General features: G+C 65.3%; 21 protein-coding genes. 7 read left to right on the forward strand and 14 right to left on the reverse strand.

What is annotated here, in order from left to right; all coding sequences use genetic code 11:
• The first annotated feature begins 142 nt into the window (after nucleotides 1–142).
• Nucleotides 143–1,330 carry a glycosyltransferase family 4 protein gene (locus tag DM872_RS16380; protein WP_179060467.1) on the forward strand — a complete coding sequence of 396 codons (1,188 nt, stop codon included), beginning with the start codon at nucleotides 143–145 and terminating at the stop codon, nucleotides 1,328–1,330.
• Here the strand turns inward: DM872_RS16380 and DM872_RS16385 are convergent.
• The 5 genes from DM872_RS16385 to DM872_RS16405 form a co-directional block, all read right to left on the reverse strand.
• Nucleotides 1,327–2,286 carry a DegV family protein gene (locus tag DM872_RS16385; RefSeq protein WP_179060468.1) on the reverse strand — a complete coding sequence of 320 codons (960 nt, stop codon included), beginning with the start codon at nucleotides 2,284–2,286 and terminating at the stop codon, nucleotides 1,327–1,329. The genes DM872_RS16380 and DM872_RS16385 overlap by 4 nt on opposite strands.
• A gap of 308 nt (nucleotides 2,287–2,594) precedes the next feature.
• Complete coding sequence (locus DM872_RS16390; RefSeq protein WP_179060469.1) at nucleotides 2,595–3,704, reverse strand: NADH:flavin oxidoreductase; 1,110 nt, start codon at nucleotides 3,702–3,704, stop codon at nucleotides 2,595–2,597.
• A gap of 57 nt (nucleotides 3,705–3,761) precedes the next feature.
• The gene (locus DM872_RS16395) at nucleotides 3,762–4,352 is read right to left on the reverse strand and encodes a TetR/AcrR family transcriptional regulator (RefSeq protein ID WP_256873415.1); all 591 of its coding nucleotides are present in this window, start codon (nucleotides 4,350–4,352) and stop codon (nucleotides 3,762–3,764) included.
• A gap of 190 nt (nucleotides 4,353–4,542) precedes the next feature.
• The gene (locus DM872_RS16400; protein ID WP_179060471.1) at nucleotides 4,543–5,025 is read right to left on the reverse strand and encodes a glutathione peroxidase; all 483 of its coding nucleotides are present in this window, start codon (nucleotides 5,023–5,025) and stop codon (nucleotides 4,543–4,545) included.
• A gap of 126 nt (nucleotides 5,026–5,151) precedes the next feature.
• A complete protein-coding gene (locus DM872_RS16405) occupies nucleotides 5,152–5,637 on the reverse strand; it encodes an FKBP-type peptidyl-prolyl cis-trans isomerase (RefSeq protein ID WP_179060472.1) in 486 nt (161 codons plus the stop codon).
• Here DM872_RS16405 and DM872_RS16410 point away from each other — a divergent pair.
• The 4 genes from DM872_RS16410 (at nucleotide 5,606) to DM872_RS16425 (ending at nucleotide 10,352) form a co-directional block, all read left to right on the forward strand.
• Nucleotides 5,606–5,932, forward strand: coding sequence for a DUF3565 domain-containing protein (locus DM872_RS16410; protein WP_179060473.1), 327 nt, complete (start codon nucleotides 5,606–5,608; stop codon nucleotides 5,930–5,932). The two genes, DM872_RS16405 and DM872_RS16410, sit on opposite strands and share 32 nt — an antisense overlap.
• Nucleotides 5,932–7,098: an acetate/propionate family kinase gene (locus tag DM872_RS16415; RefSeq protein WP_179060474.1), complete on the forward strand. Its 1,167-nt coding sequence runs from the start codon at nucleotides 5,932–5,934 to the stop codon at nucleotides 7,096–7,098. The genes DM872_RS16410 and DM872_RS16415 overlap by 1 nt, the downstream gene beginning before the upstream one ends.
• Before the next feature lie 22 nt (nucleotides 7,099–7,120).
• On the forward strand, nucleotides 7,121–9,157 hold the full coding sequence (gene pta / locus DM872_RS16420; RefSeq protein ID WP_179060475.1) for a phosphate acetyltransferase: 2,037 nt from the start codon (nucleotides 7,121–7,123) through the stop codon (nucleotides 9,155–9,157).
• Nucleotides 9,158–9,446: 289 nt separating this feature from the next.
• Nucleotides 9,447–10,352 carry an acyltransferase gene (locus DM872_RS16425; protein ID WP_179060476.1) on the forward strand — a complete coding sequence of 302 codons (906 nt, stop codon included), beginning with the start codon at nucleotides 9,447–9,449 and terminating at the stop codon, nucleotides 10,350–10,352.
• A 43-nt stretch (nucleotides 10,353–10,395) separates the two neighbouring features.
• On the opposite strand, the gene DM872_RS16430 is transcribed toward DM872_RS16425, so the two are convergent.
• The 6 genes from DM872_RS16430 to DM872_RS16455 all read right to left on the reverse strand — a co-directional run bounded on the left by DM872_RS16430 (nucleotide 10,396) and on the right by DM872_RS16455 (nucleotide 19,370).
• Nucleotides 10,396–10,710 (reverse strand): EthD family reductase, encoded by a 315-nt coding sequence (locus DM872_RS16430; protein WP_179060477.1) that lies wholly within the window; start codon nucleotides 10,708–10,710, stop codon nucleotides 10,396–10,398.
• Between the two features lie 102 nt (nucleotides 10,711–10,812).
• On the reverse strand, nucleotides 10,813–12,969 hold the full coding sequence (locus tag DM872_RS16435) for a putative bifunctional diguanylate cyclase/phosphodiesterase (protein ID WP_179060478.1): 2,157 nt from the start codon (nucleotides 12,967–12,969) through the stop codon (nucleotides 10,813–10,815).
• On the reverse strand, nucleotides 12,950–16,678 hold the full coding sequence (locus DM872_RS16440; protein ID WP_179060479.1) for a response regulator: 3,729 nt from the start codon (nucleotides 16,676–16,678) through the stop codon (nucleotides 12,950–12,952). The genes DM872_RS16435 and DM872_RS16440 overlap by 20 nt, the downstream gene beginning before the upstream one ends.
• A 198-nt stretch (nucleotides 16,679–16,876) precedes the next feature.
• A complete protein-coding gene (locus DM872_RS16445; RefSeq protein ID WP_179060480.1) occupies nucleotides 16,877–17,578 on the reverse strand; it encodes an OmpA family protein in 702 nt (233 codons plus the stop codon).
• Between the two features lie 80 nt (nucleotides 17,579–17,658).
• Nucleotides 17,659–18,300, reverse strand: coding sequence for an MBL fold metallo-hydrolase (locus DM872_RS16450; protein ID WP_179060481.1), 642 nt, complete (start codon nucleotides 18,298–18,300; stop codon nucleotides 17,659–17,661).
• Nucleotides 18,301–18,350: 50 nt separating this feature from the next.
• Entirely contained in the window at nucleotides 18,351–19,370 is a 1,020-nt protein-coding gene (locus DM872_RS16455; protein WP_179060482.1) for an AraC family transcriptional regulator, read from the reverse strand.
• 122 nt (nucleotides 19,371–19,492) lie between these two features.
• On the opposite strand from DM872_RS16455, the gene DM872_RS16460 reads away from it, so the two are divergent.
• The gene (locus DM872_RS16460; protein ID WP_179060483.1) at nucleotides 19,493–20,329 is read left to right on the forward strand and encodes a metal-dependent hydrolase; all 837 of its coding nucleotides are present in this window, start codon (nucleotides 19,493–19,495) and stop codon (nucleotides 20,327–20,329) included.
• A 277-nt stretch (nucleotides 20,330–20,606) separates the two neighbouring features.
• Here the strand turns inward: DM872_RS16460 and DM872_RS16465 are convergent, their stop codons facing one another.
• Together DM872_RS16465 and DM872_RS16470 are read right to left on the reverse strand one after the other, a co-directional pair.
• Entirely contained in the window at nucleotides 20,607–21,548 is a 942-nt protein-coding gene (locus DM872_RS16465) for an alpha/beta fold hydrolase (protein WP_179060484.1), read from the reverse strand.
• Between the two features lie 89 nt (nucleotides 21,549–21,637).
• A complete protein-coding gene (locus DM872_RS16470; protein WP_179060485.1) occupies nucleotides 21,638–22,300 on the reverse strand; it encodes a TetR/AcrR family transcriptional regulator in 663 nt (220 codons plus the stop codon).
• A gap of 90 nt (nucleotides 22,301–22,390) precedes the next feature.
• Here DM872_RS16470 and DM872_RS16475 point away from each other — a divergent pair, with 90 nt between their 5' ends.
• The gene (locus tag DM872_RS16475) at nucleotides 22,391–23,251 is read left to right on the forward strand and encodes a hypothetical protein (RefSeq protein WP_179060486.1); all 861 of its coding nucleotides are present in this window, start codon (nucleotides 22,391–22,393) and stop codon (nucleotides 23,249–23,251) included.
• On the opposite strand, the gene DM872_RS16480 is transcribed toward DM872_RS16475, so the two are convergent.
• Nucleotides 23,240–25,963 carry a LuxR C-terminal-related transcriptional regulator gene (locus tag DM872_RS16480; protein WP_179060487.1) on the reverse strand — a complete coding sequence of 908 codons (2,724 nt, stop codon included), beginning with the start codon at nucleotides 25,961–25,963 and terminating at the stop codon, nucleotides 23,240–23,242. The genes DM872_RS16475 and DM872_RS16480 overlap by 12 nt on opposite strands.
• Nucleotides 25,964–26,012: the final 49 nt, after the last annotated feature.

Genomic DNA, 26,012 nt, shown 5'->3' on the forward strand with positions numbered 1-26,012 from the left:
TCCAGTGGAGCACCCGGCGGGGGGCGACAGGCGTCCCTCCAGGACGGGTCCTACCGCCCCGTGAACTGCCCCCGAAGGCTACGTCATTCATCGGTCATCCAGCTGTCACACGGGCTACATCGCCAGTACCGACACTGGCGCCATGACCATAGCGCCCCTGTACATCTCGCTGATCAGCGAAACCTTCCTGCCCGAAGTCAACGGTGTGGCCAATACCCTTGGCCGCCTTTGTGATGGCTTGCGCACCGCCGGACACCGGCTGCAGCTGGTGCGTCCGCGCCAGTCCTGCGACCAGGGCCGCCGAAGTGACGATGACCTGCTGCTGATCCGTGGCTGGCCGCTGCCGGGCTACCCCGGCCTGCAATGGGGCCAATCCTGCCTGCACAAGCTGCTGAGGCGCTGGCGCCAGCGAAAGCCGGATGTGCTCTACATCGCCACCGAAGGTCCGCTTGGCTTCTCCGCGCTGCGCGCTGCCCGGCGCCTGGGGATTCCCGTGGTCAGTGGCTTCCACACCAATTTCCAGCAGTACACCGGCCACTACGGCGCGGGCCTGCTGACCCGCTTGCTGACCAACTACCTGCGCTGGTTCCACAACGCCACGCGGCTGACCCTGGTGCCCAGCGTGAGCCAGTTGCAGGACCTTACCCGACGCGGCTTCGAGCGCCTGCAACTGCTGTCGCGAGGCGTGGACGGCCAGCTGTTCAACCCCGCCCGCCGCTGCCCGGAATTGCGCGCAGAGTGGGGCGTGGGGGATCAGGAGATCGCCGTGATCCACGTCGGGCGGCTGGCTGCGGAGAAGAACCTCGGCCTGCTCGGCGAGACCTTCCAGCGTCTGCAGGAACGTTATCCACAGCTGCGACTGAAGCTGGTGGTGGTGGGCGACGGTCCGCAACGCACCGTTCTGCAACGCGCGCTGCCGGACGCCATCTTCTGTGGCGTGCAACGCGGCGAGGAGCTGGCCCGGCACTATGCATCCGGTGACCTGTTCCTCTTCCCGAGCCTGTCGGAAACCTTCGGCAATGTGGTGCTGGAAGCCCTGGCTTCCGGGCTGGCTGTGGTCGCTTTCGACCAGGCGGCCGCAGCCCAGCACATTCGCCATGGGCACAACGGCGCACTGGCCTTGCCGGACGAGCCGGGCAGCTTCGTCGAGGCAGCGACCTGGCTGCTGGAAGACCCGGAATGCCTGCGCCGCGTGCGCCTCAATGCGCGCATGCACGCCGGCCGTCAGGGCTGGGAGGCCATCGTCCAGCAGTTCGAGCAGTACCTGGCACATGCACGCCGACCGGAGCCGGATGTCCCGGCCGGCAGCAGCCTGCCCCCGCAGGCCTAGGAGAACGCCGCTGGTGGCGCGGCGTAGGCCAGGCTCAGCGCGCCACGCCCCAGGTTGATCGCGCCGGTTGGGCTCAGCATCGCCAGATGCAGGGCAACCCCACGCTCGACACAGGCTGCCTCCAGTTCGGCGAAGCCCGGCAGGTCTCGTACCAGCGACAGCTCCCCGGCATAACTGATGCACAACTGCGGCGCCAGCAGCTCACCCGCCAATACCCGCGCGCAGGCGTGGGCCAGCAACTTCTCCGCCGCCTTGTCGAAGCTGGGGGCCAGCGACACGGGCTTGTCCTCCCCTTGCTGCACGCTGATCACCGGTTTCACATCCAGCAGCGACCCCAGCCCCAGTGCCGCACCCCGCAGGCGATCGAGCAGGCCGCTGCGCTCGCCTTTCTGGAATCCACGCTGGCGCAGATGGCCCAGATCGTCCGGCAGGAGGAAGGTGCAGACCTGGCCCGCCAGTTGCTCTATCCGCGCACGCACCGCATTGGGGTGGGCGCCATCGCCGATCAATCGCACTGCCTCGGCGGCCAGCACCGCGGTGCCGGCAAAGATATTGCCGCCATCCACCACGCGCATCGCGAAATGCCCGGCTACTCCCGCCGCCGCACGACGGTCGCGATAGCGCTGCAGCAGGCCGAAGGAAGCCTGGGTGGCGTGCTCGAAGATCGCGCTGCGCTGGGCGGAAATCGTCAGGCAGATCACATGGTCGAAACGGGTGACCAGCTCTTCCAGGAACCACTCCTGCATCTCCACCACTTGCAGCGGCTCGCTACGATCGGCCGCGCCAACCTTGGGCAGCAGTTCGCGGTAGAAGGCCTGGGTCGCCTGGGGGACCCGGCGATCCACCAGGGAATGCTCAGCCAGTCGGATGCGAATGGGCAGCACGGGGATGCGGTGTGTGAGGAGAAAATCCTGGGGCAGGTCGCAGGTGGCATCCACTACCAGGCCAATGCGCATGGTGACTCCTTCGGCCGGTGTGCCGGCGCTTGTTGTGGTGCGCGCACAGTGACCGCGGGAGGGTGTGATGTCAGCCCAACTGAAAGAGGGTTTGGTGGAAGTCGGAGTGGCGGATGCTGCCCTCACCCCAGCCCTCTCCCAGAGGGAGAGGGCTGGGGTGAGGGCAGGATGGATGCCGCGTGCCAGGCGCGAGTCACCCCTCTACCGCTTGCGGGAGGGGGCCGGGGGTGAGGGGGCAATGGGGCAGGCAGTAGCTCCATCCGGGCAAAAAAAGCCCCGCCTAAGCGGGGCTTCTTCATTCCAGTGCCTTACACCAGGCTGCCCAGCGCATCCCGGCTGAACGGCAGGATGTCCTGCATGCGGCCTTCGCGCACTTTCACGGCCCAGTCCGGGTCCACCAGCAGGGCGCGGCCCACGGCGACCAGGTCGAACTCTTCCTTGTTCAGGCGCTCCAGCAGGCCTTCGATATTGGCCGGCTGGGCGACCTTGTCGGTCTTGACCATGAACTGCAGGAACTCGCCATCCAGGCCGACGCTGCCGACGGTGATGGTGGGCTTGCCAGTGAGCTGACGGGTCCAACCAGCGAGGTTGAGCTCCGAGCCTTCGAACTCCGGCTCCCAGAAGCGGCGGGTGGAGCAGTGGAAGATGTCCACACCAGCATCGGACAGCGGCTTGAGGAAATCACCCAGGGCTTCGGAGGTGGTCACCAGGCGCGCGGTGTAGTCCTGCTGCTTCCACTGGGAGTAGCGGAAGATGATCGGGTAGTCCGGGCCGACGGCGGCGCGGATGGCCTGGATCACTTCGATGGCGAAGCGCGAGCGGTTGGCCAGGCTGCCACCGTATTCGTCGGTGCGCTGGTTGGTGCCTTCCCAGAAGAACTGGTCGATCAGGTAGCCGTGGGCACCATGGATTTCCACGCCGTCCATGCCGATGGCCTGGGCATCACGCGCGGCCTGGGCGTAGGCGGCGACCACTTCCTGGATGTCGTCCTTGGTCATGCCATGGACTACGACCTGGCCGTCCTTCACTTTTTCCGTCGGGCCGTAGCCGGGAACGCTAGCGTCCGGCTCGGTGCCCAGACGGCGCACGTTGCCCACGTGCCAGAGCTGCGGAACGATGCGGCCGCCTTCGGCGTGTACGGCGTCGACGACTTCCTTCCAGCCAGCCAGGGCGTCTTCACCGAAGAATCGCGGTACATGGGGATAGCCGTTGGAGGCCTTGTGACCGATGGTGGTGCCCTCGGTGATGATCAGGCCGACGCCCGCAGCGGCACGGCGACGGTAGTACTCCACCACCTTGGCGTTGGGCACGCCGCCCGGCGAGAAGGAGCGGGTCATGGGCGCCATCACCACGCGGGTGGGCAGTTCCAGGCCGCCGAGGCGGAAGGGTTCGAAGAGGGCTTGTACGGGAGCGGTCATGGGTTCTCCTGTGGCCGGCCATATGACCGGTCGTCTCGGTTTCAAGGCATTGAAAAATCAGGCCCGGAGCAGCAGCTCCAAGCGGTCGACGAATGCGTTCATGGGTGCGGTGCCACCGCCTACCTTCAGGCGCGTGAGCACGCCCTGCCAGGCGTTGGCGATGAAGGCCGCGAGGTTGGCGCAGTCTTCATCGGCCGACAGCTCGCCAGCGGCCACGGCTTCTTCCAGGCAAGCCTGGAGGATGTCCACCGAGCCTTGCAGGATGCTTTCCACCTGCTCGCCGATAGCAGGCGAGAGTTCGGCCATCTCGTAACCGAGGCTGCCAATGAAACAGTGGTACTCCGGTTTCTCGCGCCCGGCGAAATGCGCCAGCAGCTCGCGGTAATAGCCGAGGATGCGCTGGCACGGGCTCAGTGCGGAATTGTCCAGGGCCTGTGCATAACGATCCAGCCGCGGCAGGTAGAGGTACTCCAGCGCCTGGACGGCGAAGTCTTCCTTGCTGGCGAAGTAGTGATAGAAGGAGCCCTTGGGGATGCCCGCGGCCTGGACGATCTCCTGCACGCCGGTGCCGTGGTAGCCACGGCGGGTCATCACCTGGGAGCCCTTGGCGAGGATGAGGTCGCGTTTGTCGAGTCGGATACTGGTCATGGCGGCGAGCATATGACCGGTCGTCTCGCTCCGCCCAGCACTATTGACGACGCTGATCGGGCACTAAAAGCCGGGGAAAAGATACTGCCGGGGAAAACGTAGGAGCCAGCTTGCTGGCGAACGTCCCGGGTGAGGCATTCGCCAGCAAGCTGGCTCCTACGGTCAAGCGTTCATGAGTGCGGGGGTTGGGTCAGGCCAGGGCCTTTTCGACTGCCTGGATCAGCGCGGGGTCTTCCGGTGCGGTGCGCGGCGAGAAGCGCGCCAGCACGCGGCCGTCCTTGCCGACGAGGAACTTCTCGAAGTTCCAGGTGATCTCGCCGGGAAACTCGGCGCCCTCACCCGCGAGCAGGCGATACAGCGGATGGCGAGCCGAACCGTTGACCTCGATCTTGCTGCCCAGCGGGAAGGTCACGCCGTAGTTCAGGCTGCAGAACTCGCGGATCTCGTCCTCGCTGCCCGGCTCCTGCCCGGCGAACTGGTTGCACGGCAGACCCAGCACGGTGAAGCCCTTGTCACGGTATTGCTGATAGAGCTTTTCCAGCCCGGCGTATTGGGGTGTCAGGCCGCACTTGGAGGCGACATTGACCACCAGCACCACCTGGCCCTTGTACGGCGCCAACGGCAGGTCCTGACCGTCGAGCGCACGTAGATTGAGGTCGTGAAAGGCACTCATGACTGACTCCTCGAAAATCTCAGGGATTTCACAGCGGACAAAAAAGGCGCCCCGGGGCGCCTTTTCGGTTTTCTCAGCTTAGCAGCCGATTCGCGATTTGCCGGGACGACAGTCGCGGACGATCGGTCAGTGGTGGTGACCGCCTTCGCCGTGGATGTGGCCGTGAGCGATCTCTTCGTCGCTGGCATCACGCACGGTAACGACCTTGACCTTGAAGTTCAGGCGCTGGCCAGCCAGCGGGTGGTTGCCGTCAACGGTGACGTCGTCGCCGTCGATATCGCGGATGGTGACGATCTGCATGCTGCCGTCCGGGCCGGAAGCGTGGAACTGCATGCCGACTTCCAGTTGGTCGACGCCTTCGAACATGGCACGGTCCAGGGTGGCGACCAGCTCGGCACTGTATTCGCCGTAGGCATCTTCGGGCTCGACGGCAACGTTCAGCTCGTCACCCACCTGCTTGCCTTCCAGAGCGCGCTCCAGGCCTGCAATGATGTTGCCGGCGCCGTGCAGGTACACCAGCGGGGCGCCGCCGGCGGAGCTGTCGATCACCTCACCGGCGTCGTTGGTAAGGGTATAGTCGATGGACACGGCCTTGTTGGCGGCGATCAGCATGGTGCGAGACCTTCTGCAAATGAATGATGAACGAGCAAGTTTAACCGCGCGGCCAGTCGATTGCGACCCGAACGCTGACGGGCGGCCCCGCCTGGTCGGCTACAGGCAAGACGAGGACGGTCACTGGGTGGCAGTGCTTTCCTGCGGCCATACTCAGCACTTGCGGCACCAGCCGCCCTGGCAGTCGCGCGCCTGGGTACTCGACCCCGCGAAACGCGCCGACCAGTTGGGTCGCCTCTTTCCCTGCGGCTGGTGCGCCCAGGGGCTGGCGGCCGTTCCCACCGAGGAAACCTGATGCCTGCACGCAACATCCTGGTGATCCACGCCCGCAGGACGTCCCTGCGCTTCGCCCTGGTCAACGAGGCTCACAGTCAATTCATCCTCCACGGCATGGCCGACGGGCTCGGCACCCGCAATGCCGAACTGCGCTGGCAGCGCGGTGGCGACAAGGACAGCCTGATGATCCCCAATGCCGACCATCGCTCCGCGCTGTCGCAGTTGATGCCCATCGTCCAGGCTTCGGCCGGCGGCAAGCTGCACGGCGTCGGCCACCACGTGCTGCACGGTGGCGAGCTGTTCAACTCCGCCTGCCGTGTGGATGCCCAGGTGATCCGTCGACTGCAGGCCCTGGTGCCATTGGCGCCGCAGCAGATGCCGGCCAGCCTGATCGGTATCGAAGCCGCCATGCACCTGCTGCCGAACCTGCCCCATGTGGCGGTGTTCGATACGGCCTTCCACCAGAGCATGCCCGAGCACGTCTACCGCCTCGCCCTGCCGGATGCCGTCTACCGCGACCACGGCCTGCGCCGCTATGCCTTCCACGGCAACAGTCACCGCTTCGTCAGCCGCCGTGCCGCAGAACTGGCCGGACTCGCCCTCGGCGACAGCTGCTGGCTTTCCGCGCACATCGGCGAGCACAGCTCGGCCTGCGCCATCGTCAACGGCCAGAGCCGCGACGCCAGCATGAACCTGGTGATGGCCAACCGCTGTGGCGATATCGACCCGCATCTCTATACCCAGCTGCATCGCAGCCTGGGTTGGAGCCTGGAGAAGATCGACCAGGTGCTGCGCCAGGAAAGCGGCCTGCTCGGTCTCTCCGAGCTGACCAAGGACATGCGCAGCCTGGAGACGGCCCGCGACCAGGGCCACGCCGGCGCCACCCTGGCCATCGAAGTCTTCTGCTACCGCCTGGCCAAGACCCTGGCGGCGGTAAGCTGCGCCCTGCCGCAGCTGGACGGGCTGATCTTCACCGGCGAGATCGGCGAGAATTCACCCCTTGTGCGCAGCCGCACGGTGGACCACCTGAAGCTGCTCAACCTGGCCATCGACCGCGAAGCCAACGCCCGCTGCGTGCGCGGCATCGCCGGCCCCATCCACCAGCGCGGCCATCCGCGCGTGCTGGTGGTGCCGACCAACGAAGAACGCCAGATCGCCCTCGACACCCTAGGCCTGCTCGCCTGAACCGATTTCACCAAGGAGCCCCATGCACTGCTTTTTCATCGCCCCGACCGGATTCGGCGTCGGCCTGACCTCCACCAGCTTGGGCCTGGTGCGCGCCCTGGAACTGGCCGGCCTGCAGGTCGGTTTCCTCAAGCCGGTGGCCCAGCCCCATCCTGGCGACCTCGGCCCGGAGCGCTCCACCGAGCTGGTGGCGCGCACCCACGGCCTGAAACCGCCGATGCCGCTGGCCCAGTCCCAGGTGGAGCGGATGCTCGCCGACGGCCAGCTGGACGAACTGCTGGAAGACATCACCGGCCTGTTCCAGCAGGCCGCGCAGGACAAGGATGTGGTGATCGTCGAAGGCATGGTGCCGACCCGCCACGCCAGCTACGCCGCGCGCATCAACTTCCATCTGGCCAAGAGCCTGGATGCCGATGTGATCCTGGTGTCGGCGCCGGAAGACGAGAGCCTCTCGGAGCTGTCCGACCGCCTGGAGATCCAGGCTCAGCAATTCGGCGGACCACGCGACCCGAAGGTCCTCGGGGTGATACTCAACAAGGTGCGCGACGACGAGTTCTCCCGCCGGCTGAAGGAGCAGTCGCCCCTGCTGCGCGGTGACGATTTCCGCCTGCTGGGCAGTGTGCCCTGGCTGGACGAGCTGAATGCCCCGCGGACCCGCGACGTCGCCGACTTGCTGAAGGCCCAGGTGATCAATGCCGGCGACTTCGACCAGCGCCGCGTGCAGAAGATCGTGGTCTGCGCGCGGACGGTGCCCAATACCGTGCAGCAGCTCAAGCCGGGGGTGCTGGTGGTGACGCCGGGCGATCGCGACGACATCATCCTCGCCGCCAGCCTGGCCTCCATGAACGGCGTGCCGCTGGCCGGCCTGCTGCTCTCCAGCGACATCCAGCCCGACCCGCGCACCCTGGAACTCTGCCGTGGCGCCCTGCAAGGCGGGCTGCCGGTACTGGGCGTGGCTACCGGCACCTATGACACGGCCACCAACCTCAACCGGATGAACAAGGAAATCCCGGTGGACGACCGGGAGCGTGCGGAGAAGGTCACCGAGTTCGTCGCCCGCAACCTCGACCTCGACTGGCTGCGCGCCCGCTGCGGCGCTCCCAGCGCGACCCCGCGCCTGTCGCCCCCGGCGTTCCGCCACCGCCTGATCCAGCAGGCCCAGCTCGCCGGCAAGCGCATCGTCCTGCCTGAAGGCAGCGAGCCGCGCACCGTGCAGGCCGCCGCCGCCTGCCAGGCACGGGGCATCGCCCATTGCGTACTGCTGGCCAGGCCGGACGATGTCCATGCCGTGGCCAAGGCGCAGGGCATCGAATTGCCCGCAGGCCTGGAAATCCTCGATCCGGACAAGGTTCGCGAACGCTATGTCCAGCCCATGGTGGAGTTGCGCCAGAGCAAGAGCCTCAACGCCCCCATGGCCACGGCCCAGCTGGAAGACAACGTGGTGCTCGGCACCATGATGCTGGCCCTGGATGAAGTGGACGGGCTGGTGTCCGGCGCCATCCACCCCACGGCCAACACCATTCGCCCTGCGCTGCAGCTGATCAAGTCGGCGCCCGGCTACCGCATCGCCTCCTCCGTCTACCTGATGCTGATGCCGGAACAGGTGGTGGTCTACGGAGACTGCGCGGTGAACCCCGACCCCGACGCCAGCGACCTGGCGGAAATCGCCCTGCAAAGTGCGGACTCCGCCGAGGCGTTGGGGATAACGCCGCGGGTAGCGATGATCTGCGACTCGACCGATGAAGCAGAACTGGCCAAGGTCCGCGAAGCCGCCCGCCTGGCCCGCGCCGCCCGCCCCGACCTTCCCATCGAAGGCCCCCTGCCCTATGCCACCGCCAGCCGCGATGGCAGCACGACGGTGTTCGTCTTCCCCGACCTCGCCCACGGCGATGCGGCCTACAAGGAAGCGCAACTGGCCGATCACGTGGCCAGCGCCGGCCTGATGCTCCAGGGCCTGCGCAAGCCGGTGAACGACCTGCCGCGCAATGTGCAGGTGGACGACATCATCCACACCGTCGCCCTGACGGCGATCCAGGCGGCTTGCAGTAACGAAAGCTGAGCGTTTGCACTCCATGTGGGGGCGAATTCATTCGCTAAGCAGGCCGCAGGTCTGCCCTGGTTAACCGCAGAGGGGCTGCTACGCAGCCCATAGCGAATGAATTCGCCCCCACAGAAGAGCGAAGAGCTTCACCTGCGAGCGACTTCGACCACCCGGTCACCCTTCGCGCTTGCAGTTGAGTGAACAACCGTTAACCTTTGCCACCATTCTGCCCGCAGTCATGGAATGCAGCGGGCCCTATCCAATGACGCGGTGGCCACGACCACCCACGGTGAGGCTCCACCCTTCCATGCTCAGCTTTATCCCCTCTCCCCTGCTCGGTGCCCTGGCAGCTGTCCTGCTGGCGCTCAACACCCTGTTCTGGTGCATACCGCTCTTCGCCGTCACGCTGCTGAAGCTGCTGCTGCCCTTCCGTGCCACCAAGGGCGCGCTGAACTGGGCTGCAAGCTTCATCGCCGAGGGCTGGATCAGCTGCAACAAGCTGTGGATGCGCCTCGTGCGCGACACCCGCTGGGACGTCGACGGGCTGGCCGGGCTGGATTACCAGCACAGCTACCTGGTCACCAGCAATCACCAGAGCTGGGTGGACATCCTGGTCCTGCAACACCTGTTCAACCGCCGCATCCGCCTGCTGCGCTTCTTCCTCAAGCAGGAACTGATCTGGGTCCCGGTAATCGGCCTGTGCTGGTGGGCGCTGGATTTCCCCTTCATGAAGCGCTACTCCAAGGCCTACCTGGCCAAGCACCCGGAGAAGAAGGGCAAGGACCTGGAAACCACCCGTCGCACCTGCGCGAAGTTCCGCGACAATCCGGTGGGCATCTTCAACTTCCTCGAAGGCACCCGCTTCACCCGCGCCAAGCACGACCAACAGGGTTCGCCTTTCCAGTACCTGCTCAAGCCCAAGGCAGGCGGCATCGCTTTCGTACTCGACGCCATGGGCGAACAACTGCATTCGCTGGTCAACGTCACCATCCACTACCCGGACGGCAACCCGAACTTCTGGACCCTCCTGACCGGTAGCCTGCGCCAGGTCGTGGTACGCATCGAGAAGCTGGATATCCCCCGCGAGTTCATCGGCAAGAACTACGACCAGGATGAGCAGTACCGCCTCGCCTTCCAGCAATGGGTGAACCGCCTGTGGGAAGCCAAGGACGCCCAGCTCGCCCGGCTGCACCAGCAATTCCCGGCAGCCTGAGCCGGATACGAAAAGCCCGCCGATCGGCGGGCTTTTTCTTGCTCTAGGGCGTCTGTAGCACCTCATCCACCTGGAGCAGGGGCGCCAGGTTGGTGTAGTTGACGATATCGGCGCTGATCTCGTCGCCGTTCAGTTCCAGCGTGCTGCGCAATTCATCCACCGACAGTACCCAGATATTGGCCATGCAGATGAACGGCGCCACGGCGCCATCTACTGCAGCCAGGCCCTTGCGCACTTCGAGCTTCACCAGGTTTTCGCCGATCAGGCGGGCCAGGAGTGGGATGTGTTCCTCACAGTAGTAGGTGAAGTCGAACTTGGCGCCCGGTGCATTGGGATACGCCACAACAAAGCAGTACATGGAGCCTCCTTTTCTCAATAGGCAGGGGGCGCGCGCCCGATGCCCTGACAAATGAAGTGTAGGCCCGCGATTTCCGGTGTGCGCGATGGCCTCACCCCAATGTCAGGGAGAGACCACAACGCTGTCTGCGCCTTCGCGCAACGCGACCCAGTCCACCACCCGTGGAAAGACCTCGGCCTTGACCACCGGCAGCCCTGGCGCCACCAGGAAGCCCTGCATGAAGGTACAGCCGTGTTCCAGCAGCCAGTCGCGCTGGGCCAGGGTTTCCACCCCTTCGGCGATGACCTCCAGGCCCAGGTGGCGGCTGAGGTCAATGATGGTGCTGACCACCGCTGCATCGCGCCGCGACTCCAGCATGTTGGAGATGAACAGGCGATCGATCTTCAGCGTGTCCAGCTCGAAGTGCCGCAGATAAGCCAGGGACGAATAGCCGGTGCCGAAGTCGTCGATGGCGATGCGTACCCCCAGCGCTCGCAATTGCCGAAGTTGCTCGCGGGTCAGCTCCAGGTCCTGCATCAACGCGCTTTCGGTGACCTCTACCTCCAGCTGTTCGGGGCGCAGGCCGAACTCGCCGAGCACCCGCCGCAGGTCATCCACCAGTTGCGGCATGCCGAACTGCACCGGACTGACGTTCAGGCTCACCACCAGGTCGTCGCCGAACGACGACTGCCAGGAGCTGCACTGGCGGGCCCCTTCCCGCAGTACCCAGTCACCCAGGCGGTTGATCAGGCGGGTTTCTTCCAGCAGCGGGATGAACACATTGGGCGCCACGGTGCCAGCTACACGGTGCTCCCAGCGCAACAACGCCTCGAAACCGCGCAGGCGCCCGGTCTCCAGGTTGACCTGCGGTTGGTAGACCAGATGGAAGTCGCTCTGCTCGATGGCATTGCGCAGGCTTTCCTCCAGCATCAGGCGGGAGCGAGCGCGGCCGTTCATCTCCGGCGAGTAGAAGCGGTACTGCTGGCGACCAGCGCGCTTGGCCTCGTACATGGCGATGTCCGCCGCGCGCAGCAGGCCGTCCACGCTCTGCCCGCACTCGGGGAAGCAGGCAATGCCGACACTGGCGCCGAGGGTGATGTCGATGCCCTCGATACGGTGGCGCACCGAGACCAGTTCGATGAGTTTCTCCGCCACCCGCGCGGCGTCCTCGGGGTGGTCGAGGGTATCCAGCAGCGCGGTGAATTCGTCGCCGCCCATGCGCGCCAGGATGTCGTAAGGGCGCAGGCAGTTTTTCAACTGTTCCGCCACCCGCCGCAACACACGGTCGCCGGCTTCATGGCCGAGGGAGTCGTTGATCAGCTTGAAGCCGTCCAGGTCCAGGTAAAGCACTGCCATGCGCTTGCCATTGCGCTCGATGCGCGCCAGGGACGCCTCCAGCGCCTGGTGGAAGCCACGGCGATTGAGCAGCCCGGTGAGGGCATCGGTGATCGCCTGGGACTCCAGTTGCGCGTGCAGCTGGCGTACCACGGACATGTCCAGGGCAATGACCACCATCGAGCGCTGCAAGCGCGGCAGTGGCGAGGAGGACAACGCCACTGGCAGTCGCTCGCCGCCCATGGTCTTGAGGCTGGCATCATGCAGGCGGTAGGTCTCGTTCTGCTTCCAGTGACGGTAGAAATCCGAAAGTCTCCATTCGCCCGTCATCTCGGGATGGGCGATCAGGCTCAGCAATGGCCGGCCCTCCAGGTCGTCCACGCTGCCCTGGAGCATTTTCGCCATGGCCGGGTTGGCGAAACTGATCAGGCCGTCCTCGCCGACCACCAGGATGCCCTCGGCGGCGTTCTCCAGCACCGAGGCGTTGAAGGCGCGGGCGCTGTCGAGCTGCTGGCTGAGTTGCAGCAGATCGCGCCGATTGCGCTCGTGGGCCAGCAGTGACTGGATCTTGTGCCGCAACACCTGGGGGTCGAAGGGTTTGAGGATGAAATCCACCGCACCGGAGGTATAGCCACGCAGCACCGCGTCCTGGGTATGGGCGATGGCGGAAATGAAGATGATCGGCGTGAAGCGGGTCAGCGGACTGCTGCGCATCAGCCGCGCCACTTCGAAGCCGTCCATGCGCGGCATCTGCACGTCCAGCAGCACCAGCCCGACTTCCTCTTCCAGCAGGCATCTCAGAGCGGCCTCGCCCGAATCCACGGTGCGCACCTGCCATTCGCCGTCGTCCAGCAGCGCCTCCATGGCTGCGAGGTTTTCCTGGCGGTCATCCACCACCAGCAGGATGTTGGCCGCCGTGGCCTCCTTAAGCTGCAGGTGCGCCATGGCGACCTCCTGGTTGTTCCAGCCAGCGGTAGAGCATGTCCAGCAACTCCTGGCGACTGACCGGCTTGGCCAGGTAGTCGTCGGCACCTGCGGTAATGCATTTCTCGCGGTCGCCCTTCATCGCGTGGGCGGTCAGGGCGATGATCGGCACACCGCAACCGTGCTCCTGCTTGAGCACGCGGGTGGCCGTGTAGCCGTCCATTTTGGGCATGGCCATGTCCATCAGGATCAGATCGAAAGGTTCACGCTGGAAGCATTCGATCGCCTCCAGGCCGTCACCGGCGGCCGTCACCTTCAGGCCCGCCTCGTCCAGCAAGGCACTGAGGGCGTAGATATTCCGCACGTCGTCGTCCACCAGGAGCACCCGGCTGCCTTCCAGCGGGTCCATGTCCAGGCTGCCGCGTGGCTGGCGTACGGCGGCAAGGAAGCCCTGGACCGCCGAGCTGAGGTTGTCGAGGTCCTCGCCCGCCTTGCGCACCACGACCGCCGAATAGCGGCGCAGGCGCTGAAGGTTCTGCTGATTGACGTCTACACCGGTGTTGATGACGACTCGCGAGCCGTCCAGCGGACGTTCCCGGTCGAGGCTGTCGAGCAGTTCGAAACCGTCCTGGTCGGGCAGGTCGAGGTCGATCACCAGCGCGGAGAATTCGTCCTGTGCATAAGCCTGCCGAGCCCCTTCGCCACTGGCGCTGGCCACCACGTTGAAGCCCAGTTGCTCCAGGTGCTCGCGGTAGTGCTCGCGCTCCACATCCACGTCTTCCACCAGCAACAGCTTGCGCTCCTCCGGCGGACTCCCACCTTCCAGGTCCTGGAACACCTGCTCCAGGTCTGCCCGGGCGATGGGTTTGACCAGGTAACGGGTAGCGTCCTCGTTCCAGTCCTGGGGCTGCGGCACACAGGAAATGATGTTCACCGGCGTGGCGCGGTGGTTGGCGTGGCTGCGCAGGCGCCGGTATATCTGCCAGCCGCTGATGTCCGGTAGCAGGATGTCGAGGATGACCGCAGCGAAGCGTTCGTTCTGCAGCAGCGCGATGGCCTGTTTTCCGCTGCGGCAATGGACGCTGGAGAAGCCATGGGTCTGGGCTTCGTCGGCGATCACCGAGGCGAAGTTGACGTCGTCTTCGACGATCAGCACCGCCGGCCCCTGGCCAGTGCGCACCGGTTGCGCCGGTTCCTCGTCATCCTTCGGCTGGCTGGCGGCGACCGCCACCGGCAGCCGGACGATGAAGCGTGAGCCCCGTCCCGGCACGCTTTCCAGCGTGATATCGCCATCCAGGGCGAGCACCAGTTGGCGCGTGATGGCCAGTCCCAGCCCGGTGCCACCGAAGCGCCGGCTGGTGGAGCCATCGATCTGCTGGAAGGCCTGGAATATGCGGTCGTGCTGGTCCTCGGGAATCCCGATGCCGGTGTCGCGTACGGCGAAGCGCAGCACTTCGCGCTCGTCGGTCGCGGCTGCCGGGTCCAGTTCCACCGACAGTTCCACCTCGCCCTGCTCGGTGAACTTGAGGGCGTTGGACAACAGGTTGCGCAGGATCTGGTGCAGGCGCACACGGTCGCTGTGGATAACCCTCGGCACGCCCGCCTGGACGTGGGTGTTCAGGCGCAGGCCCTTGATCTCGGCCATGGGCCGGAGGCTGCCATCCAGTTCGGCAAGCATGTCCTGGACGTTCAGCGGCTCGAGCTTGAGCTGCATGCGCCCTGCTTCGACCTTGGCCAGGTCGAGGACATCGTTGATCAGTTGCAGCAGGTCGCTGCCGGCACGGTGGACGATGTCGGCATGCCGGGTCTGCTTCTCGGTCAGGTTACCGACCATGTTCTGCCGCAGCTGGTCGCTGAGAATCAGGATGCTGTTCAGCGGCGTGCGCAACTCGTGGGACATGTTGGCGAGGAACTCCGACTTGTAGCGGTTGGCCAACATCAGTTGTTCGGCCTGGTCGCGCAGTCGCTGCTCCGCCGCCTTTCGCTCGGTGATGTCGATGATCACCGCCTGCACCAGGGTTTCGCGGCCGGACCGGATCGGGGACAAGCCCACTTCCAGCGGGATCATGGTGCCGTCGCGATGCTGGCCGAAGAGTTCGCGGTTGCTGCCCATGCGCCGTTGCTCGGGTTTGCGCTGGAAGCCTTCGCGCATCGCCACATGGGCCTCGCGCAAGGCCTCGGGAAGCAGTTTTTCCACCGGCTCTTCGAGCAATTCCTGGCGGCTGTAGCCGAAGAGCTGTTCGGCCTGGCGGTTGACCATGGCAATGCGCCCCCGGGTGTCCACCAGGACGATGGCGTTGGGGGAGGCTTCGACCACCAGGCGGAAACGCTCCTCGGCACTCTTGCGTGCTTGCAGGTCGACCAGGCTCAACAGGTACCGCAGGTCATTGCCGTGATTGAAGGTACTGAGGCTGTAGGCCACCGCAATACGCTCGCCGTCATCCTGCTGGGCCTGCACTTCAGTCAGCTCGGCGGGCGTCTGACTCGCGAGCTGTTGCGGCAAGTTCACCAGGCCGGGTACGAAGCGGCGCAGATTCTGCCCTACCAGTTCATCCACCGTGCAACGGAACAACTCCCCCGCCCGGGCATTGGCCATTTCGATTCGACCATCTTCCGAGCAGGTCAACGTGGCCACTGGCAGATGCTGCAACAGCAAGCGGAAACGCTCTTCGCGCTCGGCGAGTTTGGAGGTGGTGGAGAGGCTGAGCTGCAGACGCCGCTCGCGCTGGTAGAGGTAGCCCCCCACCAGCAGGGACAGCAGCACGGCAGCGGCAAGACCGGTCCAGAGGCTGAACGCTATGCGGCTGTTGCCCAGCATGGCTTCGTACTTTGCCGTGCTGCCCACGCCCAAGGCCCAGGTACGGCCAAACAGCTTCAACTCCTCGACCCGGTGGAATCGCGGTTTGTGGCTTGCATCTGCCACATCCAGCATGGGGGCCTCCGGGCTTCCCATGTCCTTGAGCTCGATGCTGTAAAGGCTGCCCTGGGTCCCGAGGATGCCCTCCATCAGATCATTCACACGAAATGCACCGCACACCATGCCAATCAGTCCCGCACGGCGTTCCTCGACCGTGCTACTGGGAGCGTCCGGACGATACACCGGCATGTACAGAAGCAAACCGCTTTGCACCTGCTGGTCGGTTTCCTGCCGAAGTTTCACCGGTCCGGTAAGGATGGCCTCGCCACTTTCGCGGGCGTGATTGATGGCTTCCATGCGCACCGTTTCGGTAAGCATGTCGAAACCCAGCGTGCGGCGGTTTCGCCAATCCATGGGGCTGCTGTACTGCACCACGAGGTATTCCTCTCGAGGTTCCGAGGGGAAAACCCGGAATTCGCGGCGCCCTTGGTCCCAGATCTCAGCGACGAAATCGTTGAGTTCCTCGTGCTTCAGGTAGCGCGCCCAGGCCAATGCCTGGATCCCTGGATAGCGCTCCTGCAACTGCAACTGGTCAGTGGCCCGTGCCCATTCCTCGGCCGAGACAGCGGAGCTACCCACCATCAGGCCGGACATGCCGCGCAGCACCATCTCGTAAGCACGCATGCGGATGCTGACACGCTGGGCAATTTCCTCTGCCTCGATGCTGAATCGCTGCTCGTACTCAGCACTGTTGCGCGCTTCGAGGGCCAACCATTGCCATAGCACCAGGCCACCGGAAACGAGCATCAATGCGAGCGTTACCAGCAGCGGAAGAAGGTATTTGCGGGATACGGGGAATTGATGATCGTCCATGCACGCTCCTGTCCTTTCCATGGCCTCGACATCGCCTCTGGGGGGCGCTGGCCTACGACCCGGGCCGGGCTCCTCGGAGCCCTGCAACGCAGTCTAGACAGGAAAGTGGCAACTGGCGTTGCGCCAGTAATCGCACGACGAGCGGCAGAAACGACGAGGCCCGCAACAGCGGGCCTCGTGGAGATGGAGCGGTAGCGGTTACTGCTGCGGAGCCTGGGCGCCGGGGATGGGGGTCAGCTTGACTTCCACGCGGCGGTTCTGCGAACGGCCCGCCTCATTGGCATTGCTCGCGACCGGCTGGTCCGGCCCCATGCCACGGGAGCTCACGCGGGTACCGTTGACGCCCTGGGCCGTCAGGTAGTTGGCCACGCTCTGGGCGCGCTGCTGCGACAGGTTCATGTTGTATTGGTGGCTACCGGTGCTGTCGGTATGGCCAATCACTTCGATGTTGTTCTGGTCGTACTGCTTGAAGGAAGTCGCCAGATTGTTCAGCGGTGCATAGAAGTTGCTGGCGATGTTCGCCGAATTGGTGGCGAACGTGATGTTGCCGGGCATGATCAGGTTGATGCTGTCGCCCTGGCGCTGTACCTGCACGCCGGTGCCTTCCATGCTGCGGCGCAGTTCGGCTTCCTGCTTGTCGACGTAGTAGCCGTAGCCCGCACTGGCCGCGCCAGCCACGGCAGCACCGATCAGGGCACCCTTGCCACGATTGTCGTGGTTGATCGCCGCGCCAGCTACGGCACCAGCCAGGGCACCCAGGGCGCCGTACTTGGCGGTCTTGCTCATGCCGCCTTCGGCGGGAGCCTGGACTTCACCCTGTTGGTTGTAGGGGTTCTGAGCACAACCCGAGAGCATGGCGAAAGCGGTGGCGGCGATGATCAGGCGACGCGGGGAGAACATGGACGATTTACTCCTGAGAATTCTTTTAGCCGGTGTGGCTGCGGGCAATTAGACATTAGAACGCGTAAAAATTCCGTGGATCACGCCCGCACGAACGGATTCTCGCGCATCTCGTCGCCCAGGCGGGTGTCCGGACCATGACCGGTTACCACGGTGGCGTCCTCGTCCAGGCTGTAGAGGCGCTGCTTGATCGAACGCTCGATGGTGCCGTAGTCGCCGCCCCACAGATCGGTACGGCCAATGCCCCGACGGAACAGGGTGTCACCGGCGATCAGCAGCTTGGCCTCCGGGAACCAGAAACTCATGGAGCCCGGTGTGTGTCCTGGCGTGTGGAGGGCAACACCGCAACCACAGGCGAGTTCCTCATCGTCGGCCAGCCACTGGTCGGGCGCCGGAACCGGCTTGTAGGGCACGCCGAACATGCGGCACTGCATTTCCAGGTTGTCCCAGAGGAACTGGTCTTCCTTGTGCAGGTGCAGGGTCGCGCCGGTGGCTTTCTTCAGTTCGCCGGAGGCAAGGAAGTGATCAAGGTGCGCATGCGTGTGGATGATGCTGACCAGCTTCAGGCCATGGGCCTCCAGGCGCGCCAGGATCTGCTCATGGTTGCCACCCGGATCGACGACGATGGCTTTCTTGCTGATCGGGTCACCGATCAGGGTGCAGTTGCACTGCAAGGGGCCGACGGGGAAGGTTTCGCGGATCAGGGCGGTGGGCTGGGTCATCGGGCATCTCCGGTACGGCGGTGCGCTCTGCGGCGCTCGGGGAATGGGCATCACGGCCCGGCACGATAATCGCCTGGCACCCTGCCCGTCCATTTCTTGAAAGCCCGGCGGAAGTTGGAGGGGTCGTTGAAGCCCAGCAGGCCGGCGATTTCGAACAGCGGCAAATGCGTCGTGCTGAGGTATTGCAGCGCAAGGCCCTTGCGCACTTCGTCCAGCACCTGTTGATAACTGGTGCCCATGGCCGCCAGGTGCCGACGCAGGCTGCGGCCGCTGGTATGCAGGGCGCGGGCAGCGCCGTCGAGGTCCGGGAAGTCGCCGGGCCGGGCCATGAGCAGGCGGCGCACGCGAGTCAGCAGCGCATCCTGCACATCCAGAGTGGCCAGCAACGCCTCGCACTGCTGTTCGCACATCTGCACCGTGGCCGGGTTGGCCAGGGCCATGGGCCGTTCCAGGTAGTTCTTGGGCAGGCTTAGCCAGTGGCAGGACTGCTCGAACTGCACCGCGACACCGAATACCTCTGCATAACGTGCGGCATAGGGCGGCGCTGGATGGGCAAACCCCACCTGCTGCCCGCGCAACTCTTCCCCCAACAGGAAGCGCGCAATGCTGAAGAAGCTGGCCAGCAACCCCTCTCCGGCGAATCGTCCCAGCGGGCCCATCGGGAAGGATTCGATGGCCCGCAGTTGCAGGCAATCGCCCTGCTCCGCCAGTTCCAGCTCGTAAGCCAGGCCCAGCACGCGGTAGTACTTCAGGGCGAACTGCAAGGCACGACCGAGGTTGGCGCTGGAGAGCACCGCGTACCCGAGGATTCCGTGGGTAGATACGTTGAGGCGCTGGCCCAGCAGCAGACCGAGGGCCGGCTCGCCGCACAACTGCAGGGCGGTGCCGGCAAGCTGGTTGAAATCGAGGAACGACAGGCGGCCATTGGGATTGCCGAGCAGTTCCGGCCGGACCCGAGCGCCGCTCAGCAGCGCCTCGCGTGTCACACCCAGTTCTTCCGCCAATCCCAGCAAGGACTCGGCGTAGGCGACGGGAACCAGTTCGGCGGAGAAGGTCAGCGGTTGCTTCATATAGGCGTCTTGTTCTGGTTGTGGCCGGATATGACCCGAAGGTTGGCAGAAGATAACCTTGTCCTACAAAACCCGGCAAGCGGATATTGGGACCATGGTCCATACAGCCTCAAGGAGCCCCCATGGCCAGCACCACACCCGAAGGATTGGTTATCCGTCCGCGCCACATGGATTTCGAGTTTCCCGATCCGCTGCCCCGCCACTGGCACAGCGGCGACGCCTTCAAGAGCCACCTGTTCGATGCGATGTCGGTGCTCTTCCCGGATGGCGAACGTTTCTTCATCGACTCGGTGCGCCTGTTCCGCGACGAGATCGACGACCCGGTCCTGAAGGAGCAGATCCGCGGCTTCATCGGCCAGGAAGGCCACCACAGCCGCGAGCATCTGGAATACAGCAACCGCCTGCGCGACCTCGGCTACGACATCGGCGCCATCGAGCGTCGCGCCCAGGCGCGCATCCGCTTCACCCAGAAGAAGTTCTCCGCGCGCCGCCAACTGGCCGCCACCGCAGCCCTGGAACACATCACCGCGATCATGGCCGATGGCCTGTTGAAGAACCCCGAATACATGGCCGGCGCCCACCCGGTGATGGCCCGCCTCTGGCGCTGGCATGCGCTGGAGGAAACCGAGCACAAGGCAGTGGCCTTCGACGTGTACAACCAGGTCTGCGGCAGCCACCGCCTGCTGCGCCGGGCGATGGTGATGGGCACTTTCTTCTTCGTCCTCGACACCACCCGCGGTCTGGCCCACATGCTCAAGCGCGACGGCCTGCTGTGGAACTGGCGCGTCTGGCGCGACGGGCTGAACTGGATGTGGGGCCGCAATGGCATTTTCCGTCCGCTGGTGCGCACCTATCTGGACTTCTTCAAGAAAGGTTTCCACCCCTGGCAGCACGACAACCTGGACCTGCTGTACAAGACGCGGGAAGAGTTCGATGTGGCGCAGGCGAGTGCGGCTTGAGTGATGTGTGGATATGAAAAACGGCCCTTCGGGGCCGTTTTGTTTCTGCGGGAGAATCTGAAGTGGCTGATGCAACCCTCACCCCCGGCCCCCGCCCTGCGCCCCGGCTTGATCGCTTCGCGCTCAGTCGCTCATCGACACCGGAAGCGGTGCTTCCAAAAACGTGTCTCTTCGCCCCAGAGGGCGAGGGGTGACTCAGGACCTACCACTTGCGCGGACGGCCCCCTCTCCCTTTGGGAGAGGGTTGGGGTGAGGGAAGAAGAGCGCCGCGCAGATATCACCCCAACAAGAACCGCATCGCATCCGCCGCGCTCTGCTGCGGAATCTCTTCCATGGGGACATGCCCCACGCCCGGATAGGTCTTCACCTGGATGCCCGGTAGATCGCGCTGCCACAGCGGCACGTGCTTCGGCGAAATCCAGCGATCCTTCTCGCCCCACAGCAGCAGGGTCGGCGCCTTGATCTGTGCCACGCGCTCGCCGGTACCGTCCAGCTCCTCCTGGTTGACCTTCAGCAGCACCCGGAAGATGTCCATCATTGCCCGGCGGTTACCGGGGCGGCGGCTCAGGTCGTAGTAACGGTCCACCACGCCCGGCTTGATCCGACCCGGTTCGCCGTAGACCTCCTTGATGCCCTGGGCGATCAGTGCCCTCGGCATCCACAGCGGCATGGCCAGGGTGGCACCGGGAAGCGCGGCGGAGGCGATCATCCAGGGCACCTTGCGCATCTGGTAGCCGGCCGGGTCGATCAGCACCAGTTTGTCGACGCGTTGCGGCTGGGTCAGGGCGAAGTTCCAGGCGATGTAGCCGCCCAGGGAGTTCCCGGCAATGGAGGCCCTGGTCACGCCCAGGTAATCCAGCAGCAGGCCGAGGATGCCGATCATGCGTTCGGCCGAGTAGTCGCCGCCGCGCTTGGGCCCGGTGAGACCGAAGCCCGGCACGTCGAAGCGAATGATGCGGTAATGCGGGGCGAAGGCCTCGACCCAACCGTCCCAGGTGTGCAGGGAAGCCACCACACCATGAATCATCACCAGGGCCGGTTTGTCGCGACTGCCCTCGTCACGGTAGTGGACGTTGAAACCATCCAGCTCGATGAAACGCGAACCGCTGTCGGCGCTGGCATAGCGCGCCTTGAGGCGGTCGAGCGGCAGGGAGCCGAAACCCAGGCGGGCGAAACCGGCGGCTAGCGGCGGCGACAGCGGCAAGCTGGATGCGGACATGCGGGGGCACCTCGTGATTGTTGTTGTCGAAGGCCTATCACAGCACGCGGCCCCGATGACCGCGCCCAACCTAGGATGTGTCCGTTGCGCTAAGCCGTGCGTGGGCGCAGCGCGGCGATCAGCAGATCCCCCAGTACCGTCTTGGCCCGCTCGATCCCGCTGGCGGAGGCGGCGCTGGCGAGCAGTTCCAGGGAGGCCGCCTCCATCGCCCAGATCAGCGCACGATAGGTCAGCGGATCACGCGCTTCGCCTTCGCCATGCAGGCGTTCGGCGAGCAGGCGGCCCATTTCCTCGTGGGCACGCTGGCGATGGCTGGCGAGGGGAGAATCGGCGCGCAGGGCTTCTTCCTGCATCAGGCGGATGATGGGGCCAACGGCGAGGTGGTAGTCGAAGAACCGCGCCACCATGCCGCGCAGCCAGGCGTCGGCGCTGCCGGCATCGCCCTGCATCTCGCGAAAGCGCGCCAGCAGCAGGACGACGGCCGTGCGGTAGATGCTTTCCAGCACATCCATCTTGTTCGCGAAGTACTTGTAGAACGTCCGCCGGGACACCTGGGCGGCGTCCAGCAGGTCGTTCACCGTGGTTTCGGCAATGCCCTTGCGGGCGAACACCGGGATCGCCGCCAGCTGGATATTGGCCCGCAGCAGGTGCCCCACCAGCGGCCCTTCGCCTTCGCCCTGCTGGCGCACGGCATTGAAACCGCCCAGGTCCTCGAACACCGCGCGTACGGCGCCCTGCTCGCTCGTTTCCATCAGCCCGCTTCCCCAACCAAGGCGCGGGTGACGGCGCATTGCGGCCTCGCTACTCTTGGCCGGCCCTTCCCCGCAGGATTGTCCAGATCGATGACGCTATCACGCCCCCTGCTCTGGCCGCTGGCCATCCTTTTGCTGGTTTTCGCCCTGCGCGCGCCGGCCGCCGAGCTTTTCTACCTGGGGCAGAAGATCCCGGACATCCAGCGCCCCTGGTCCAGCGCCGACTACCACCAGTTGATCCAGGCCCTGCAGAAAATCGATACCACCCAGGTCAACGCCCTGCCGCGGCGCAGCGGCGAGTTCACCGGTCCCATCTACACGCGCATGGTCAGCGAGGCGAACTTCAAGCCGCAGTTGAACATCTACGCGCCACTGGAGCTGCGGCAGAACGAGGCGCGCGAAGTGCTCTTCCAGCTCAAGGAGCTGATGCGCCTGTACTTCGACTTCAAGGCCGCACAACAACCCTACGGTGCCGAGGCGCTGGGCCTGATGACCTATTCCCTGCGCCAACAGGCCATCCTCTTCACCCTTACGGTGGAGTTCTGGATGACGCTTTCCGAGAAGGAACAGACCAGCCAGATTCGCCTTCAGGGCCTGCAGGAAACCAAGGCCGCCGCCGCCATGCTGGCTTCCAGCGCGCTGGACTACCTGGGCCTGACTCGCCAGTTCAATCGTGAGGACCTGGTGCTCTACAGCGCCGAACTGGCCAAGCAATTGCCGGAGCTGTTCGTGCACTTGCCGGCGGATGTGCGTGGGCAACTGCTGGCGCGGGTGGCCGAGTTGGCGGAGAAGCATCGATACGATGAGGTGCGCGCGAACATGGCCGACCTGCTGCCGGTGCTGGTCAGCATCCAGCAGGACGTGGATGCCCAGTTGGCCAAGCCCGTTCCGACAAAACCGGCCGGGCCGGCACTCGACCTCTCGGTACCGCCAGCGGCCTCAGCGCAGTAGACCGAGCGCCTTGGCCCGGGCCACCGCCTGGGTACGGCGCTCCACGCCAAGCTTGCTGTTGATGTGGCGGGCGTGGCTTTTCACCGTATGCAGGGAAATGAACAGGCGCTCGCTGATCTCCTGGTTGGAGCAGCCCTGGGCGATCAGTTGCAGCACCGCCAGTTCCCGCGAACTCAATGCCTCGGCGGCACCGGCATCCACCGGAAGCACAACCTCGGCACCCGGCAGCAGGTCGAGCAACTCCCGCACTGTGTCCGGCGAGCGGGTCGCCAGTTGCTCACGCAACCACTGCGGATGCTGTTCCAGCAATTCCCGATAAGGCAGCAGGGCACCGCTTTGCAGGGTTTCCAGGGCACGATCGAGCAAGGCCGCCGCTTCTCGCTCGCGACTGGAGCGCAGCAGGCTCACCAGTTGCAGGCGAGCCCCCAACGCCACATGCATGATTCCCTGGCTTTCGGACTTCTCCAGCAAGGCCCGGAGCCGTGTCTCTGCTTCGGCAGCCTTGCCTTGCGCCCGGCACAACGCAGCCGATTGCTGCTCGATGCAGAGCGGTAGCAACGGGTGGAACTCCGGCGCCGCGGCCGCCTGTTCGCCCGCATAGGTTTCTTCGAGGCGCGGCAGCCAGGCTTCCGCCAGTTCGAGCTGCCCCTGCGCCAGCCAGAGTTCGCATTTGGACAGGGTGATCATCGCCAGGTAATACACCGGCGGGACGTCCCAGATGTGCATCAGCCGCTCAGCCTCGGCCAGTTGCGCGAACGCGGCGGCGAAACGCCCTTCGCGCCCTTCGAGAGCGGCGAGGGCGCAGTGCCCGATCAACAGGCTGATATCGCGGCAGGCACGGGCTTCGGCGATGCCCGACTGCAGGCTGACGCGCGCGGCCTGATGCTCCATGCGCATGCACAGCAGGAAGCCCTGGTAGAGCATCAGCCGTGCCCTGGCCACACAGGCCCGTGGGACGTCCACACCACGTAGGCGCTCCAGGCCCTTTTGCACTTCGGCCTGGGCCCGCAGCGTTTCGCCCCGCACCTGCAGGACGCGGGCACGGTCGTAATGGACCAGTGACTCGAACAGCGGATTGGCGCCGCGCTGGGCCATTTCCAGCGCTTCTCGATTGAGGCCACGGGCGCGCCAGAGATCGCCGCGCACCAGGGCGATGTTGCCCAGCAGGGACAGGCAGAGATGACGCTGGCCGTAGTTTTCCGGCGACAACGCGGTCAGGGCCTCGGTACAGGAATTCTCCGCGCGCTCGATGTCGCCACGGCCACGGGCGATCAGCCCGTTGATTGCCTGCCATTGCACCAGCAGGCTGCGTTGTTGCGCGGCGTCCGGTGCTGGCAGGAAGCGCGCCAGATTGCCGGCCAGTTCTTCTGCGGCATCCAGCTGGCAGGCCAGGCCCAGGGCCAGGCTGTAGAGCACGATCAGGCGCGGCGTACTGGACAGCAGGCTGTCAGGCAAGTCCATCTTCCAGCGCAGCAGCATGGCGATGTTCTGGTTGGCCAGCAGCTGCTCTTCGGACAGGTTCTGCACCAGCGAGGCCGCCACATCGGGCTGGCCGGCGCGCAAGGCCTGTTCCACCGCTTCATCCAGCAGCCCGCGTGCGCTGAACCAGCGGCAGGCGCGCAAGTGCATGCCGGAAGGCGTCAGGCTCGGGGTTCCGCGAGTCCGCAACAAGTCGGAGAACAGGTGGTGGTAGCGGAACCATTGGCCCTGCTCATCCAGCGGCACCAGGAACACCTGGTGAGCCTGCAGGTGGCGAAGGATCGAGGCGCTGTCGTGGCTTTCACGCACGGCATCGCAGAGTTCCGCGCAGAAGCGCTCGAAGCGGGCGGTCTCGAACAGGAAGCCCTGTACTTCGGGCGGCTGGCGCTCGATGACTTCCTCCAGCAGGTATTCGCGAATCAGGCTTTCATCGCCATGGGCGGCTTGCTCCCCCCCCGCGACGGCCGGCGCTTCCTGGCCGGCGAGCAGCCACAAGCGCAGACCCGCGACCCAGCCTTCACTGCGTTGCAGCAGGCCTTCGAGGTCGTCGCCGTCCAGCTTGGCGCCCTGGCTGGTCAGCAGCGCCAGGCACTCCTCCTCGGTGAGGCGCAGGTCCTGTTCGTTGAGTTCCAGCAGGTGACGCGACAGACGCAAGCGCGCCAGGTGCCAGTCCGGGCGCTGGCGACTGGTGACCAGCAGTACCCAGCCATCGGGCAGGTGGTTGAGGAGGAATTGCAGGCAGCGGTCGAGCACTGCGTTCTGCGCCAGGTGATAGTCGTCCAGCACCAGCAGCAGTGGCTGGTTGGCATCCAGGCGCTCGGCGACTTCGTCGAGCAGGCCATCCAGCCATTGCTCGAAGGCGAAGGGCTGGTGGCGCTGGCGCATCTTCAGGTGCCCCATGGCCTCGTCACCCAGGCCCGGATAGAACTGGCGCAGGCCATCCAGCAGGCGTTCGAGGAAACGCCCCGGATCGCTATCGCGCCGGCTCAAGCTGAGCCAGAGGCTTTGCCAGCCTTCGGGCAGGTCTTCGCAGAATTCGATGGCCAGGGAGCTTTTGCCGAAGCCGGCCGGGGCGCTGAGCATCAGCAGGCGGCCGTCGAGGCCGGCGGCAAGCCGCTCGCAGAGGCGCGGACGCGGGACATGGCCGGCAGGACGCGGCGGGCGGAAAAAGCGTGCGTCCGCCACGATGGCAGCGGTCGACGAAATGGAGCGCGAACTGGTCAGTACGGTCATCACCCAGCTTCTAGGAATGTTGTACGTGCGGGGGAGCGAGCTCGAACGA

It is taken from the genome of Pseudomonas taiwanensis (assembly GCF_013393345.1).
GTDB lineage: Bacteria > Pseudomonadota > Gammaproteobacteria > Pseudomonadales > Pseudomonadaceae > Metapseudomonas > Metapseudomonas resinovorans_C.